The sequence below is a fragment of the Anoxybacillus sp. LAT27 genome, from assembly GCF_022030075.1.
GTDB lineage: Bacteria > Bacillota > Bacilli > Bacillales > Anoxybacillaceae > Anoxybacillus > Anoxybacillus kestanbolensis.
The window spans coordinates 71,176-88,076 of record NZ_JAIWYK010000423.1; the positions used below are offsets into that span (position 1 = coordinate 71,176).

Genomic DNA, 16,901 nt, shown 5'->3' on the forward strand with positions numbered 1-16,901 from the left:
CCCCCTTCGTTTAATCGTTGTACCGCTCATTCGCTAAACCGCGCATGCGACGTACAACGATCATCATGACCGCAAACACGATAAGCAAAGCTGAGATAAACTGCGCCATGCGAATCGTTTCTGTTAACATTAAACTATCTGTTCGCAATCCTTCAATGAAAAAGCGCCCAATCGAATACCAAATCACGTACGTGAAAAATAATTCCCCTCGTCGCAAATTTCTTCTCCGCAACGCAAGCAAAACGAGAAACCCAAGCACATTCCATAACGATTCGTATAAAAACGTCGGATGGTAATATTGCCCTTGTATGTACATTTGATTAATAATCCAATCCGGCAAATGTAAGCTTTCTAAAAACGCACGCGATACAGGTCCGCCGTGCGCTTCTTGGTTCATAAAATTGCCCCAACGACCTATCGCTTGCCCTAAAATAATACTCGGTGCCGCAATATCCGCTAGTTTCCAAAACGACAGTTGGCGTTTTTTCGCGAAAATGATACCTGTCACAATAGCACCAATTAAACCACCATGAATTGCCAATCCACCATGCCAAATTTGTGGAATTTCGCTTATATGTTGCGAATAATAGTCCCATTGAAAAATAACGTAATACGCCCGTGCACATACAATCGCAATCGGCACAGCAATTAACACAAGATCAACAAATGTTTCTTTTCGTATCCCTAACCGCTCGCTTTCTCGTGTCGCGAGCCAAAGACCAAGCAAGACGCCTGTCGCAATAATGACACCGTACCAATAAATTGTAATTGGTCCGAGTTGAAGAAAAACGCGATCAAGCGGTTCAATATGCAACAACATCAACACTCATCCTCTCATTCATAATCGTGCTCCGCATCGCCAATCGCATCCGCCAACCGCGCAGAAAATTCTTCCGCTGCATTGACACCCATGCGCTTTAAGCGGAAATTCATCGCTGCGACTTCGATAATGACCGCTAAATTTCGACCTGGACGAACAGGAATCGTCAATTTCGTCACTTCCGTATCAATAATTTTTACCTTTTCTTCTTCCAAACCGAGACGATCGTACTGTTTGTTTGGATCCCATAACTCTAAATCAATGACAAGCGAAATGCGCTTATGTGGACGCACCGCCCCTGCCCCAAATAACGTCATGACGTTAATAATGCCGAGCCCACGAATTTCAAGCAAATGTTCAATGAGCTCTGGTGCGCTACCAATAAGCAAATTTTCATCCTCTTGGCGAATTTCGACACAATCATCTGCCACGAGACGATGTCCGCGCTTCACGAGCTCAAGCGCCGTCTCGCTTTTTCCGACCCCGCTTTTTCCTGTAATAAGTACACCAACGCCGTACACATCAACGAGCACGCCGTGCACAGCTGTCGTCGGTGCGAGTTTACTTTCTAAATAGTTTGTCAGGCGGCTAGCCAATCGCGTCGTTTTCATCGTTGAACGCATGACAGGCACTTCTCTTTTTTCCGATGCCTCGATAAGCTCCTTTGGTACGTCTAGTCCACGTGAAACGATAATCGCAGGTGTAATATCCGTACATAACTTTTCCATACGCAATCGTTTTTCTACGGGCGTTAATCGTTCGAAAAAAGATAGTTCAGTCATACCAAGCAACTGTATGCGCTCAGCAGGATAATATGCAAAATAACCGGCCATTTCAATGCCCGGACGGGATAAATCACTCGTTGTAATCGGGCGATGAATCCCCTCTGCCCCGCTTACAAGTTCAAATTGAAACTCATCAATTAAATCTTTTGTCCGTACTTTTGGCACATGAACCCCCTCCTTTTTTCTCATTGTAACACTTTCCCGTCAAAATAAAAACGCTCACGCACGAAGCGGAACGTTTTACTTTTCTTTTCGTACTGACTCAATGAGTAAATGAAAAAGTGAGATCGCAAGCGACGCAAATAACGCGTTGCTAAAGCCACCAATGTCAAACGAACTGCCCATGAGCGAAGCTGTCATTGCTAGCGTCATTGCGTTAATGATGAATAAAAACAACCCGAACGTCAATACGGTCACAGGGAGCGTCAGTAAAATAAGTAACGGGCGAACGAACGTATTGAGAAAAGACAAAAGAACGCTTGCAACGAGCGCGGCACCAACGCTTGATAAATAAATCGAATCAAAATACCCAGCTAACGCTAATAATAAAACAGCGTTAATCACTATATGTGCTAGCCATCTCATATGACGTTCTCCTCACTCGGAATAATAAATACCGCAAGCGCGTATAAAAGCGCAAACGGCATAATGCCGGTAATTAATAATAGCGCGACAAACAATAAACGTACAACCGTAGCGTCCATATTCATATAAGCGGCTAATCCGCTTAACACACCTGCAATCATGCGATCATGGCGAAGCCTTACAAGCTTTTTCATTCGTACATCCCTCCCGATTGTTGTAACACTTGAACTCCTTTAATAATATTCCAAACAATAACGACAACATGTACAATGCCACCGATCACAATGCCGATAAACGGAAGACCGATCCATCCGTCTACTCCTGCGATAGCGAAAATCATAAACAGTCCACCCGTAGCAACCACAATTGCAATAGGGATGAGATGAGATAAAAACGATTTTTTCGCATGTTCTTTCACTCGTTCATGTTTCGTGACAAAATAAACGATAATCGGAAATAAAAACGGGGCAAAAAATACGCTGAAATAACATAAAGCCGCAAGCAATTTATTTCCTTCCATTCGCATCATCTCCCTTTTTCTTTACTTATACATACGATTGTCGGAAAGGAAAGTTTCGTATAAAAAAAGCCGAGCGCATTATACGCTCGGTATACGTTGGCGCATGCGTTCGCGATCACGTGCCAAAATTGGCTGCAAATACTTCCCAGTATACGATCGCTCAACTTGCGCTACTTCTTCTGGCGTACCTACTGCAACGATTTGTCCGCCCCCATCGCCGCCTTCTGGTCCAAGATCAATAATATAGTCTGCCGTTTTAATGACATCTAAGTTATGCTCGATGACAAGCACCGTATCTCCTTGTTCGACAAGCCGTTGCAGAACATGTAATAAACGGGCAATATCATCCACATGCAAACCTGTTGTCGGTTCGTCTAAAATGTATAACGTTCTTCCGGTTGAACGACGATGCAACTCAGATGCTAGCTTTACTCGTTGCGCCTCGCCACCAGAAAGCGTTGTAGCTGGTTGCCCGAGTTGCATATAGCCGAGCCCGACGTCGTAAAGTGTTTGCAACTTTCGTTTAATTTTCGGGATATTTTCAAAAAACGTCAGCGCTTCTTCTACTGTCATATCGAGCACTTCAGCGATATTTTTATCTTTATATTTCACTTCCAACGTTTCGCGATTATATCGTTTACCGTGACATACTTCACATGGCACGTATACGTCCGGCAAAAAGTGCATTTCGATTTTAATAATCCCATCGCCACGACATGCTTCACAACGACCGCCTTTCACATTAAAACTAAACCGTCCTTTTTGATATCCACGCATTTTCGCTTCATTTGTCGTCGCAAACAAATCGCGAATATCATCAAAAACGCCCGTATACGTCGCCGGATTGGAGCGCGGTGTTCGGCCGATTGGCGACTGGTCGATATCAATCACTTTATCTAAATAATGAATGCCGCGAATGTCCGTATGCTCTCCCGGCTTTACTTTTGCATGATGTAACTTTTGCGCTAACGCTTTATGCAAAATTTCATTAATGAGCGTACTTTTTCCCGAACCGGATACCCCCGTCACCGCAACAAACAGCCCGAGAGGAATGCGAACATCGACGTTTTTTAAGTTGTTTTCCCGGGCTCCAACGACTTCAAGCCAACGACCATCTGGCGTTCTTCGTTCAATCGGGAGCGGAATAAACTTTTTCCCAGATAAATATTGACCGGTTAACGAATGTGGATCGTTCATCACTTGTTCAGGTGTGCCTGCGGATACTACTTGTCCGCCGTGCGCCCCTGCTCCCGGTCCGATGTCAATTAAATAATCTGCCGCAAGCATCGTATCTTCATCGTGCTCGACGACAATGAGCGTATTTCCTAAATCACGCATGTTTTGCAACGTCGCAATTAACCGATCGTTATCACGCTGATGAAGTCCGATTGACGGTTCGTCTAATACGTATAATACACCTGTTAACCGCGATCCGATTTGCGTCGCTAATCGAATACGTTGCGCTTCTCCACCTGACAATGTCCCTGCCGCGCGGTTTAACGTTAAATAATCGAGCCCAACATTTTTTAAAAAGCCGAGTCGCTCAACAATTTCACGTAAAATGAGATGAGCGATTTTTTGTTCTTTTTCCGTTAGCTGAAGCGTTTCAAAAAACGTCAGCGCTTCGTTCACCGACATCGCCGTCACTTTACCGATATGTTTGCCGCCAACGAAAACCGCTAAACTTTCTTTTTTCAATCGGTTGCCATGACAAGTCGGACACGGCTGTTCGGTCATATATTTTTCCATTTGTTCACGCACGTAATCGGACGTCGTTTCACGATAGCGGCGTTCAACGTTGCGCACGACACCTTCAAATTCCACATACGTTTCGCGCACATGACCGAAGTCGTTTTCATAGCGGAAATGTATTTTCTCTCCATTTGATCCGTACAATAAAAGATCGAGCTGTTGTTTTGGCAATTGCTTCACAGGCACGTCCATATCGATGCCGTAATGACGGCATACCGTCTCTAACAGTTGTGGATAATATTGCGAGCTTTGCGGCTCCCATGGCGCGAGCGCATGCTCACGAATCGTCAGTTCTTTATTTGGAATGACTAAATCGAGATCGACTTCCAACTTTGCCCCTAACCCGTCGCACGATGGACACGCACCGTACGGGCTGTTAAACGAAAATAAACGCGGCTCTAGTTCACCGATTGAAAAACCGCAGTGCGGACAAGCGTGATGTTCACTAAATAACAACTCTTCTTGTCCGATGACATCGACGAGCACTTTACCGTCCGCAAGCTTCAACGCCGCTTCAAGCGAATCAGACAGGCGCGACTGAATCCCTTCTTTCATGATGATGCGGTCGATGACCACTTCAATCGAATGCTTCTTATTTTTTTCAAGTACGATGTTTTCTGATACATCGCGCAATTCCCCATCAACTCGGACGCGCACATATCCTTGTTTTTTAATCTCCTCTAACGTCTTTACATGTGTCCCTTTTCGGCCAGAGACGATGGGCGCTAAAATTTGCATTTTCGTCCGCTCTGGATATTGCATCAGGCGGTCAACCATTTGTTCAATTGTTTGCGACGTAATTTCGATGCCGTGTGTTGGACAAACAGGGCGACCGATGCGTGCAAACAATAAGCGCAAGTAATCGTAAATTTCTGTGACTGTTCCAACTGTTGATCGTGGGTTGCGGCTTGTCGTTTTTTGATCAATTGAAATGGCAGGTGACAAACCTTCAATCGAATCGACATCCGGTTTATCCATTTGCCCTAAAAATTGACGGGCGTATGCCGACAACGATTCGACATACCGCCGCTGTCCTTCTGCATAAATCGTATCAAATGCAAGCGATGATTTGCCTGATCCAGACAATCCCGTCAACACGACGAGCTTGTTGCGCGGAATGACGACATCAATATTTTTTAAATTGTGTGCTCGTGCACCTTTGACAACGATATGATCCATTCGTTACACCTCCGCTTTCAATTGTAAAATGAGATCGCGCAGTTCTGCCGCACGTTCAAAATGAAGCGCTTTTGCAGCTTCTTTCATTTCTTGTTCAAGTTGGGCGATGAACGCAACACGCTCTTCTTTTGATAAATGACGAACATCTTTCGTTTCATACGTTTCTTTTTCTTCCGCGGCAAATGTCGCACGAATGACATCTGGAATGTCTTTTTGAATCGTTTTCGGTACGATGCCATGCTCGCGATTATACGCTTCTTGAATCGCGCGACGTCGCTTCGTTTCATTGATCGCAATTTCCATCGACTTTGTGATCGTATCGGCATACATAATGACGTGACCGTTAGCGTTGCGCGCCGCTCGTCCGATCGTTTGAATAAGTGAACGCTCAGAACGTAAAAAGCCTTCTTTATCCGCATCTAAAATGGCGACAAGCGATACTTCTGGAATATCAAGCCCTTCTCGCAATAAGTTAATGCCGACGAGCACATCATATTTTCCTAATCGTAAATTACGAATAATTTCAATTCGCTCAAGCGTTTTAATTTCTGAATGCAAATATGCCACTTGAATGCCAATATCTTTTAAGTAATCGGTTAAGTCTTCCGCCATTTTTTTCGTCAACGTCGTCACGAGCGTTCGTTCTTTACGAGCGATGCGTTTTTGAATCTCATCGACTAAATCGTCAATTTGTCCCGCAATTGGCCGTACGTCGATCGTTGGATCAAGCAACCCTGTCGGACGAATAATTTGCTCGACGACTTCTGGACAATGCTCTAGTTCGTACGGACCTGGCGTCGCAGATACGTAAATGACTTGATTGACTTTTTGTTCAAATTCTTCAAATGTCAACGGCCGGTTATCGAGCGCCGACGGCAAACGGAAGCCATGTTCAACAAGCACTTCTTTTCTCGCCTTGTCACCGTTATACATGCCGCGAATTTGCGGCAATGTCACATGCGATTCATCGATGACAATTAAAAAGTCGTCAGGAAAATAATCTAGTAACGTATAAGGCGTTGAACCCGGTGGACGCAACGTTAAATGGCGTGAATAGTTTTCGATGCCTGAACAAAAACCCATTTCTTTCATCATTTCAATATCGTAGCGCGTCCGTTGTTCTAATCGCTGCGCTTCAAGCAATTTTCCTTGTTCACGCAACTGGCGAAGCCGTTCTTCTAATTCCTTTTCAATATTTTCGATGGCTAGCTTCATTTTCTCTTCACGCGTGACGAAGTGCGATGCTGGGAAAATCGCCACATGTTCTCGCTCTGCCATCACATGCCCCGTCAATGCATCTACTTCGCGAATGCGTTCAATTTCGTCACCAAAAAACTCAATGCGAATGCAATGCTCATCACGTGACGCAGGGAAAATTTCAACGACATCTCCGCGCACGCGAAACGTTCCGCGGCGAAAATCAATATCGTTTCGTTCATATTGGATGTCGACAAGGCGACGAAGCAAATGATCCCGCTCGATTTCCATGCCGACACGAAGCGAAACGACAAGTTCGCGATATTCTTCAGGCGAACCTAACCCGTAAATACATGAAACGCTCGCGATAATAATGACATCGCGTCGTTCAAATAGCGCTGAAGTAGCCGAATGGCGTAATTTATCAATTTCATCGTTAATGCTTGCATCTTTTTCAATGTACGTATCCGTCTGCGGCACATACGCTTCCGGCTGATAATAGTCATAGTAGCTGACAAAGTATTCAACAGCATTGTTAGGAAAAAATTGTTTAAACTCGCTATATAGCTGCCCCGCTAACGTTTTATTATGAGCGATGACGAGCGTTGGTTTATTGACTTGTTGAATGACATTAGAAATCGTAAACGTTTTACCTGTTCCTGTTGCTCCAAGCAATGTTTGATGCTTTTTCCCTTGTTGAATCCCTTCGACAAGCTTCGCGATCGCTTTCGGCTGATCACCTTGCGGCTCATAAGCGGATACTAATTGAAAGGCGTCCACATTCTTCCCTCCACTTCATTTCTACTTCGTATTGTACCACATAACGAAAGCGAAAAGCGAAAAATACGAACAAATATTCTATGAAAAAACCTGCCCATTTGGACAGGTTTACGATTGTTTTTGTTTCTCCACCATGTGTTTCGCATATAAAAATCCGACAATAAGTGATGCCAAATCGGCTGCAATTTCGTACAATTGATCGGTATATCCTTTCACATACGACGCAATTAGTAATGCAACAGTAAGCAACGTGCCAACATAATGGTTATACGTCACTCTTGTAAATAAAATCACTAACAATGCCGGTACAATTAATGCTAATACAAACCACATACTATCCCTCATCTCTTACGAATAACAGTCCAAGCTCGTGATGTTCGCCTTCAAATAAAGCCGTTTGTGCAAAGCGAACTTCTCCACTTTCATTCAATACTTCTAGCTTACAAAACGCACGGTTTTGTTGCAATGCTGTGTAAAATTCGTCTTCTGTTGCCACAGGTGTACCGTTTACCTTCGCGATCACTTCCCCAACCGAAAGCGCCATTTTATGCGCTGGCGTGTCAGGCAACACTCCTAAAATCACAAGTCCATTCGTTCGCTTTGTAAAATAGGGTGGGAATTTTTGTTCATACAACTTCGCTGATAAGGCAATCCACTCTCTCCATACGATTGCTACAACAGCACTAACGATCGCGAGTGGATTAAACCAATAACTACCGATAGCCAATAAACTGACAACTGATGCTAACCAACCGATACGTCTTGCTGTCCATTTCGTCAAATGAACAGGCATTCCTGTTTGTACGCGTTGAGAAAAACCGAGTAAAAACGGTACTAGCACAAAAGAATATGCGTCACCACCTGCAATGATCGGCCACCAAGCAGCAAACGATTGCACACCATCTCCTGGTACAGGAATCATTAATGGAACAATCCAAAGCCGTTGAACAACTTGCTCACCGATCGTAAGCCCTCGCTTACTCGTCACAAGTTGCGGAGAGCTGAGTTCTGCTCCTTCACGGTGAACGAGCCACGTTTCAATAAACAAAAGCAACCCCATAAGAAGCGCTAAGGCGGTTACACTCGTTTGTGCGACGTGTGGGAAGAAACGAACAAAAAACGGCTGTGCCCACTTCATTTGCGCCAAAAAACTAACGGTAAATATAACGATGCTCCCTACATATGCAGGTGATAACAATCGAAGTTGCATAAAAAAACTACATATGATCGTCACCATTGCCCAAAAGACGAGCGTATCGTTTGGAAGCACAATCCCTGCCCCAACAGTCACAATTGAAAAGATGAGTGCGAACCAGCTGCGTGAACGAATGAGCGCACGCCACTCACGCGATGTTCGGTAGACGCGCGTATGAAAATGTCGTCTTTCCCTTTGTACACGACGCCAACCAATAAACAACGCAAAGATGAACGCGTAATATAGTAAAGGTTGCAACCAAAACGTTCCGAACGCCTGCAGCGACGTCCATCCCCATACTTCCATCTCCATCATCTCCATTTTTTCCGATCCTCTATGTTGTATTGTAACAAATTTCAAACAGTTATGGTTGACGAAAATCCACTTTCTTTGACGAATGAACACTAGTTTTGTCAATAAGCAAGGAATTTTATAAAACATGTCTAACTTTTTTCTTAACATGATCGGAAGGGGCGTGGAAACATGGAACTAAAGACGAGCGCAGTGGCAAAGCGGCTTGGAGTATCGACAAAAACGGTGCAACGTTGGGTGAAAAAATATAACATTCCATGCACAAAAAATGAAGCAGGGCATTACGTATTTACGAGCGAAGCGATTGAACAATTAGAAAAATATAAGTTTCTCAGTATCGATGAAGAAGAAAAAGAACATGTTGAGTGGGAAGAAGTAGAACAACGATTACACGAACTGGAACGGAAAATCGAACAAAAAGCAGATGACGTCGTCTCCTTTCAATTGCTGCAACATCGCCGCGAAATGGAAGAAATGCTTCAATATATGCAACAGCTCGAACAACGCATCGCACAACTTGAAAAACAAAAACAAATCGAACCAGCTATCGAGCAACCAACAAAACAAAAACGACGTGGCATTATTAGCTTCTTTTTATAATAGTTTCCCCCTGCCTTCAACATGGGCAGGGGGATATGTTTTATTTCGCAATGAGTTGCAATGCCCGTTTCAATTGTTCATCGTATCGTTCGTCGCGAACGGCTTCCATCACTCTTGTTTGCAACATATTCGCTGTTTGCTTATCAATTTTTCCTGTCACTTGTAAGCCATTCGCTTTTTGGAACGATTGAACAGCTTGCTCCGTTTGTTTGCTGAAGTAGCCATCTTCGCGACCCGGGTCAAAACCGAGACCTTTTAACATTTGTTGTGCGCTTTTCACTTGTTCGTTGTTCATGTCATATGCCAACGGCTTATCGATTTGAAGCGGATGAGCATAGAAAAAGTCAGGCTGTTTTACTTTCACATCTGGTTCAATGCCTTTTTGATGAATCCAATTTCCATTCGGTGTTAGCCATTTATATAACGTTAATTTAATATGGCTACCGTCATCCATCGGCAACGCCTGTTGTACCGTTCCTTTTCCGAACGTTTTTTCACCAACGAGCATATAACCGCCCGCTTCTTTTAATGCCGCTGCTAAAATTTCTGACGCTGAGGCGCTGCCGTTATCAATGAGCACAGCAATCGGATACTCTTTTTTCTTCGTCATATTTGAGAAAAATTGCTGTTTATCCCCATCGCGTTCTTCAATTTGGACGTACGGTTTATCTTTTGGCACAAGCACTTGCAAAATGTCTTCCACACTTTGTAAATATCCACCTGGGTTGCCGCGCACGTCGATGATTAGTCCCGCGATTCCTTTTTTCTCGAAATCAGCTAACTTCTTTTTGAAATCTTCAGCTGTTTTTTCTGCAAATGATGTAATTTCAATGTAGCCAATTTGTTTGCCATTTACTTCTTTCATTGATGCATATACGGTTTCAATCGGAATTTCGTCACGAACGACTTCAATCGTTAAAACGCCGCTAACTCCCGGACGAATGACTTCTAAACGAGCGATCGTTCCTTTTTTTCCGCGAATTTTTAGTACCGCTTCATATAAATCAAGTCCTTCTAAACTTTCACCATTGACCTTCATAATTTGATCGTTCGGACGAAGCCCTGCTTTTTCCGCAGGCGACCCTTTAAATGGAGCCACGATCGTCACTTTGCCGTCGACCATGCTTACTTCCGCTCCAATTCCTTCGAAAGAAGAATCAAGCGACTCGTTAAACCGCTCTGCTGTTTCTTTATCCATATAAACGGAGTATGGGTCTTTTAACGTCGCAATCATTCCTTGAATCGCACCGTCAATGAGCTGCTTTTCATCTACGTTTTGAACGTATTTTTGTTTAATCATGCTGTATGCTTGTTCAATTTTTTGTAGTTCTTCGTTCGATGGCTTCTCCGTTGTTGTTGGGATGTTGATCGTCATCGTTGACGTATCGGAAGAAAGCGACTGCATCCCGACATACGTCACCCCAGAGCCGAACAACATCGATAAAGCCATGAGTGCTGCGATTGTTTTTTTATTCATGTTTTGCCTCCTCACCCTTCGATACATGAAAGGCATCACACCGTGTGCGATGCCTGTTTGTTTTCATTATATGAATAGCTTGTACTGTTCATAACTGATGAAGATGTATTTATTTTACACCGAGCGTACCATTTTCTCAACCAATACGCAAAAGCACAGCAGGCAAGCTGTGCTTTAAAACGGAACGTATTGCATTGGATTTACCGCATTCGATTTTGATGCATTCCAAGGCCCACGATGCAACTCAAAATGTAAGTGCGCACCAAACGAACGACCTGTGTTGCCCATATAGCCGATCATTTGACCTTTGCTGACGTTTTGTCCTTCACCGACAAGACGCGATTCTAAGTGAGCATATACGGTCGTATATACTTGTCCATTAATATAATGCATGATAAAAATAACGTTCCCATAGCTTGAGGAGTAATAGGAGCGATACACATACCCGTCAGCAGCTGCCACGACAGGAACGCTAGCACCACGCTTACCAATGTCTACACCGTAGTGGAATTCACCCCAACGCGGGCCAAATGTCGATGTAATTGGACCGTTCGCTGGACGCATAAACGCCCCGTCAGATACAGGAGGCAAAGCACCCCCAGATGAAGAGCCACGGCTTGACAATGTGTTCTTCTTTGCTTCTTCTTGTTCTTTTTGGCGACGAATCATTTCTTGTAGTTGATTTTTCATCGCCGCTTCTTGTTTTTCAAGCAACTCTTTTTCTTCTTCTAAAGCGAGCTGTCTTTCTTCCTCATGCTCCTGTTCCTCTTTTAATTGTGCCATTAATTTTTCTTTTGCTGCAATTTGTTCGTTTAATTCTTGCTTTAATTTTTGTAACTCAGCAAGTTGTTCTTGTAAGCTGACTAACTTGTCATGTAATTGCTTTTCTTTTGCTTCTTTTAACGCTTTATCCGCTTCTTGCTCTTTAATCATTTGACGATCCGCTTCAAAAATCGTCGCAACTGCACTCATGCGGTCAATAAAATCGCTAAAGCTTTTCGCCCCAAGCAACACGTCTAAATAACTTACTACTCCGCCACTTTCTTGCAGCGAGCGGGCGCGTTCTTTTAACAGTTCATTGCGCTGCTCAATTCGCTCTTTTACTTCCTCAATCTCTCTTCGAAGCGCAACAATTTGCTGTTTCGTTTCTTCAATGTTTTGCTGTTTTGTACGAATATTGACGCTCGTTTCTTCTACCGCTAAATCTAGCTTTTTAATTTCTACATCTAATTGCTCTTGTTCTGCTTTCAATCGCTCAATTTCTTGTTGCGACTGTTGTAGTTTACTTTCAATCGAAGACTGCTTTTGTTGTACGTTTTGAATTTCTTGTTTCTTTTGTTGAATGTCCCGATTCGTTACCGCATATGCAGGCGCAACAACGCTTGAAAAAAGAAGTATTGCAGTAGCTACCATCGTTCCCCATCTTTTTCGCACCGTAAACCCCTCTCTCTTTCTATACTTTTAAAAATCGTCTGACGGACATCATGCTTCCCCATATGCCGATACATGCACCTAATAAGACGAGCACAGCTGCCAACTGCCATGCGAACGGATAAAACGGAAGCAATTGGAAAAATGTATCTTTCAACTTTGGATATAATAAATCAAATACGTACGAGTACGCTGAAAGAACGATCACAATCGGAACAACTGCTCCGAAAACGCCAAGCCATAGCCCTTCGAGGAAAAACGGCCAGCGAATGAATCCGTTTGTCGCACCTACTAATCTCATAATCTCAATTTCACGACGACGGGCAAAAATCGTAATTTTAATTGTGTTGGAGATGAGAAACATCGCTGTAAATAGCAGTCCAATAATAAGCGCTAATCCGACATTGCGAATCGTTTTCGTTGCAGCAAACAATTTTTCGATTTGTCCTTTTCCGTATTTCACTTTTCCAACAGATGGGAGTTTTTCGATTTGTTTGGCAATTTTCGCTGTATCAAGCGGATTTTTTGCTTTCACAATAAATACGTCACTCAATGGATTGTCTTGTTCAAATAGACGAAACGATTGACCATCTTCTCCAAAGCTTTCAATCAATTTTTGTAGCTCTTCATCTTTAGATGAATACGTCACTTTTTCCACGCCAGAAAGAGCTTCAAGCTTGGCTCGAAGCGCATCTTTGTCTGCGTCTGTTGCACTTAAATCAACATGCACACGAATCTCAACGTCGCGCTCAATTTGCTTTGTAATATGTTGGATATTGAGCATAATGACGAGAAACACACCGACAAGCAAAAGCGTCACCGTAACAGCACTAATGGATGCAAATGTCATCCAACCGTTTCGTCCGAGACTTTTTAAACTTTCACGAAAATGACGACGAAGGGTGTTAAGCTTCATAACCGTATTCCCCCTTCACTTCGTCGCGTGCAATTTTCCCGCGTTCAATCGCAATGACGCGCTTGCGAATCGTATTGACGATTTCACGGTTATGTGTTGCCATGACAATCGTCGTTCCACGATCGTTAATGCGTTCGAAAATGTCCATAATTTCCCACGATGTATCTGGATCTAAGTTTCCTGTCGGCTCGTCCGCAATGACAATCGACGGATTATTGACGATCGAACGCGCAATTGACACACGTTGCTGTTCCCCTCCAGACAATTCGTCTGGATAAAAGCGCGCTTTATGTTTTAGTCGCACTAAGTCAAGCACTTCCATGACGCGTTTGCGAATGTTTTTTGGCGATTCTTCAATGACTTCCAAAGCAAACGCGACGTTTTCATATACCGTTAACTTTGGAAGAAGCTTGAAGTCTTGAAAGACAATCCCGATATTTCGGCGAAGCAACGGCACTTTACTGTCTTTTATATTCGCTAAGTTAACCCCATTAATCATAATTTTGCCACTTGTCGGTTTTTCTTCGCGATACATCATTTTAATAAACGTCGATTTCCCAGCACCGCTCGGACCGACGACATATACAAATTCGCCTTGCTTAATACGAACGGAAATCCCGTTTAATGCGATGACTCCGTTCGGGTATGTTTTATATACATCTTGCATCTCAATCATAAGCAACCACCTAAGTATTCGATGTTTTTCTACATATTCCTGCAAAATTCTTACCTTGTTCATTATATCATCATTTCCGACAAAAAGGGGGCGAATTTTATTTACAGTTATATTTCAACACTGTTACAAATGAAAAGAGGATGCGTCAATGAGCATCCTCTTACTTTTTCGCTGCTAGCCACTCCGCTACTTTATCGACATCGTCTCCTTGGAGTAAGCCGCCCGGCATACCACCGCGACCGTTTGTGATAATGTTTTTAATTTCGTCTTGTGAATATTTTCCGCCTACTTTATCAAGGGCAGGTCCAACGCCACCTTCTAAATTTTGTCCATGACAGCTTGCACACGATTTTTTGTAAACCGCTTCTGCAGCTGAAGCAGTATCTCCGTCGCCATTAGCTGGTTTTTCGCTCGTGCTATCCCCTCCACCACAGGCTGCTAACACAATCGCTGTACCAGCAAATAAGCTCAGTAGCTTTTTCTTCATACGAAATCCCCCTTGTCAACATTTTCATACATTTCTATTATATCGCATCATTTTTACGTTAGGCACGTTTAAATCCTTCGCCTAGCACTTCTGCCGCATCCATAACAACGACAAATGCAGACGGATCAATGGTTTTCACTAATTGTTTCAATTTTGTGAACTCACTTTGTGCCACAACGCACATAAGCATTGTACGCTCTTGTTCTGTGTATCCACCGTATGCATGTAGTTTTGTCACACCGCGGTCAATTTTATGCAAAATCGCTTCCCGCACTTGTTCTTCTTTTTCTGTAATAATCATCGCCATTTTTGAATTACCGAAACCAACTTGAACAAAATCAATCGTTTTGCTCGTCACAAATAACGCGATGAGTGCATATAACGCCCGTTCTAAGTCAAAGACGAGTGCAGCTGTTAAAACAATTAAGCCATCAATTAAAATGACGCACGTCCCTAACGATAAACCGGTATATTTATGAATAATTTGAGCAGCTAAGTCGGTGCCTCCTGTTGATGCACGACCGCGGAACACAATGCCTAATCCGATGCCGACGCCAATGCCGCCAAAAAGCGCCCCAAGCAATGGATCGTGCGTTGCTGGCGCCACATCATGTGTCAAATAAACGACAAACGGTAAAAAGGCAGTACCAACTAATGTTTTGACACCAAACTGCTTTCCGAGCAATAGCACACCTGCGATAAATAATGGAATGTTAAGCGCCCATTGTACATACGCTGGTTGCCAACCGAGCATCGCATGTAAAATCGTACTAATGCCGCTCACCCCACCTGATGCGACACGATTCGGAAGTAAAAATAAATTGAATGCGATCGCCACAACAGCTGAACCGACAAGAATGTATACGTATTCCAATATTTTTTCAACGACTGGATTTGTTATGTTGTTTCGTTTACGCATGCTTCTCACCTTCCCTCGTGAGTATAGCATGCCCCCATGTAGGAAGTAAATGACATCGAATTAACGCAATAATGATTTAATATAGTGAAGTTAAAATATGTTCTTTCAACATATACAAAAAAAGGTGCCCATACCGGACACCTTACCCTTGTTTTAACTTCGAACGTAAATAGGCGTCAATAAAGACGTCTATTTCGCCGTCCATTACCGCTTGCACGTTTCCGACTTCGGTATTTGTTCGATGATCTTTTACAAGCGAGTATGGATGAAACACGTAAGAACGAATTTGGCTTCCCCAACCGATTTCTTTTTGTTCACCGCGAATTTCAGCAAGTTCCGCTTGTTGTTCTTCTAGTTTCTTTTGGTACAACTTCGCTTTCAACATATTCATCGCTTTTTCGCGGTTTTTAATTTGCGAACGCTCCGATTGGCATGTGACGACAATACCTGTCGGGATATGTGTAATACGTACCGCCGAGTCAGTCGTATTGACGTGCTGACCACCCGCACCGCTCGAACGATACGTATCCACTTTTATTTCATCCGGACGCACGTCAATTTCAATGTTGTCATCAAACTCAGGTACCACTTCACACGAAACGAACGACGTATGACGGCGACCGGAAGCGTCAAACGGAGAAATGCGAACGAGACGATGCACACCTTTTTCCGCTTTTAAATATCCGTATGCATTATGCCCTTTAATTAACAACGTGACGCTTTTAATTCCCGCTTCCTCACCAGGCAAATAATCGAGCGTTTCCACTTTGTACCCTTTTTTCTCCGCCCAGCGCGTATACATACGCAACAACATCGACGCCCAGTCTTGTGACTCCGTTCCACCTGCGCCAGGATGAAGTTCTAAAATAGCATTATTTTTATCGTACGGTTCATTTAATAGTAACTGCAGTTCAAATTCGCTAAAGTCTTTTGATAGTTTTTTCGCTTCAGCTACGAGCTCTTTTTGTAATTCTTCATCTGGTTCTTCTTTGACAAGTTCGTATGTCACTTCTAAATTTTCAAATCGCTCTTCAAGTGAACGAAACTCGCCGACTAAATCTTTGAGCGCATTCGCCTCACTAATGACCGCTTGAGCCGCTTTTTGATCGTCCCAAAAGTCAGGGGCAGCCATTTGCGCTTCTAGTTGTTCAATGCGGGCTTCTTTCGTTTCGAGGTCAAAGAGACCCCCTAATATCCGCTAATCGCTTAGCCATTTTTTCAAGCTCTTGCTTAATTTCTACTAAATCGATCATGTCCTTCACCTCAACCA

The 16,901-nt window shown here is 43.4% G+C and carries 17 protein-coding genes; 1 reads left to right on the forward strand and 16 read right to left on the reverse strand.

The genetic code is table 11. The features are described from left to right. Positions 1-10 precede the first annotated feature (10 nt). From lgt to LD028_RS12035, 9 genes are all read right to left on the reverse strand, one after another. Positions 11-820 (reverse strand): prolipoprotein diacylglyceryl transferase, encoded by an 810-nt coding sequence (lgt, locus tag LD028_RS11995; RefSeq protein ID WP_237811932.1) that lies wholly within the window; start codon positions 818-820, stop codon positions 11-13. Between the two features lie 14 nt (positions 821-834). Then, positions 835-1,770, reverse strand: a complete 936-nt coding sequence (gene hprK, locus LD028_RS12000; RefSeq protein ID WP_035019909.1) for an HPr(Ser) kinase/phosphatase — start codon at positions 1,768-1,770, stop codon at positions 835-837. A gap of 75 nt (positions 1,771-1,845) precedes the next feature. Further along, on the reverse strand, positions 1,846-2,190 hold the full coding sequence (locus LD028_RS12005) for a phage holin family protein (RefSeq protein WP_077429045.1): 345 nt from the start codon (positions 2,188-2,190) through the stop codon (positions 1,846-1,848). After that, positions 2,187-2,384, reverse strand: a complete 198-nt coding sequence (locus tag LD028_RS12010; protein WP_006320155.1) for a PspC domain-containing protein — start codon at positions 2,382-2,384, stop codon at positions 2,187-2,189. The genes LD028_RS12005 and LD028_RS12010 overlap by 4 nt, the downstream gene beginning before the upstream one ends. Further along, entirely contained in the window at positions 2,381-2,710 is a 330-nt protein-coding gene (locus LD028_RS12015) for a magnetosome magnetite crystal formation protein family (protein WP_006320154.1), read from the reverse strand. The genes LD028_RS12010 and LD028_RS12015 overlap by 4 nt, the downstream gene beginning before the upstream one ends. A gap of 78 nt (positions 2,711-2,788) precedes the next feature. Continuing rightward, a complete protein-coding gene (uvrA, locus tag LD028_RS12020) occupies positions 2,789-5,641 on the reverse strand; it encodes an excinuclease ABC subunit UvrA (protein ID WP_237811933.1) in 2,853 nt (950 codons plus the stop codon). 3 nt (positions 5,642-5,644) lie between these two features. Next, the gene (gene uvrB, locus LD028_RS12025) at positions 5,645-7,618 is read right to left on the reverse strand and encodes an excinuclease ABC subunit UvrB (RefSeq protein ID WP_237811934.1); all 1,974 of its coding nucleotides are present in this window, start codon (positions 7,616-7,618) and stop codon (positions 5,645-5,647) included. 108 nt (positions 7,619-7,726) lie between these two features. Continuing rightward, positions 7,727-7,951, reverse strand: a complete 225-nt coding sequence (locus LD028_RS12030; RefSeq protein WP_237811935.1) for a CsbA family protein — start codon at positions 7,949-7,951, stop codon at positions 7,727-7,729. A 1-nt stretch (position 7,952) separates the two neighbouring features. Further along, positions 7,953-9,119 carry a PDZ domain-containing protein gene (locus tag LD028_RS12035; protein ID WP_237811936.1) on the reverse strand — a complete coding sequence of 389 codons (1,167 nt, stop codon included), beginning with the start codon at positions 9,117-9,119 and terminating at the stop codon, positions 7,953-7,955. Between the two features lie 177 nt (positions 9,120-9,296). Between LD028_RS12035 and LD028_RS12040 the strand changes: the two genes are divergently transcribed. Beyond that, positions 9,297-9,725 (forward strand): MerR family transcriptional regulator, encoded by a 429-nt coding sequence (locus LD028_RS12040; RefSeq protein WP_237811937.1) that lies wholly within the window; start codon positions 9,297-9,299, stop codon positions 9,723-9,725. 40 nt (positions 9,726-9,765) lie between these two features. Here LD028_RS12040 and LD028_RS12045 read toward each other — a convergent pair whose 3' ends face one another. The 7 genes from LD028_RS12045 to prfB all read right to left on the reverse strand — a co-directional run bounded on the left by LD028_RS12045 (position 9,766) and on the right by prfB (position 16,881). Then, entirely contained in the window at positions 9,766-11,202 is a 1,437-nt protein-coding gene (locus LD028_RS12045) for a S41 family peptidase (protein ID WP_237811938.1), read from the reverse strand. A 174-nt stretch (positions 11,203-11,376) separates the two neighbouring features. Further along, the gene (locus LD028_RS12050) at positions 11,377-12,636 is read right to left on the reverse strand and encodes a murein hydrolase activator EnvC family protein (protein ID WP_237811939.1); all 1,260 of its coding nucleotides are present in this window, start codon (positions 12,634-12,636) and stop codon (positions 11,377-11,379) included. A gap of 19 nt (positions 12,637-12,655) precedes the next feature. Beyond that, entirely contained in the window at positions 12,656-13,549 is an 894-nt protein-coding gene (gene ftsX, locus LD028_RS12055) for a permease-like cell division protein FtsX (protein ID WP_237811940.1), read from the reverse strand. Further along, a complete protein-coding gene (gene ftsE / locus LD028_RS12060) occupies positions 13,539-14,225 on the reverse strand; it encodes a cell division ATP-binding protein FtsE (RefSeq protein WP_035047253.1) in 687 nt (228 codons plus the stop codon). Before ftsE ends, ftsX begins: the two co-directional genes overlap by 11 nt. A gap of 160 nt (positions 14,226-14,385) precedes the next feature. Continuing rightward, positions 14,386-14,712, reverse strand: a complete 327-nt coding sequence (cccB, locus tag LD028_RS12065; RefSeq protein WP_237811941.1) for a cytochrome c551 — start codon at positions 14,710-14,712, stop codon at positions 14,386-14,388. 58 nt (positions 14,713-14,770) lie between these two features. Continuing rightward, a complete protein-coding gene (locus tag LD028_RS12070) occupies positions 14,771-15,631 on the reverse strand; it encodes a YitT family protein (RefSeq protein WP_237811942.1) in 861 nt (286 codons plus the stop codon). A 142-nt stretch (positions 15,632-15,773) separates the two neighbouring features. Beyond that, a protein-coding gene (gene prfB, locus LD028_RS12075; protein WP_148284872.1) for a peptide chain release factor 2 occupies positions 15,774-16,881 on the reverse strand; the annotation gives its coding sequence in 2 pieces (ribosomal slippage) (positions 15,774-16,808 and positions 16,810-16,881; 1,107 coding nt in all). Positions 16,882-16,901: the final 20 nt, after the last annotated feature.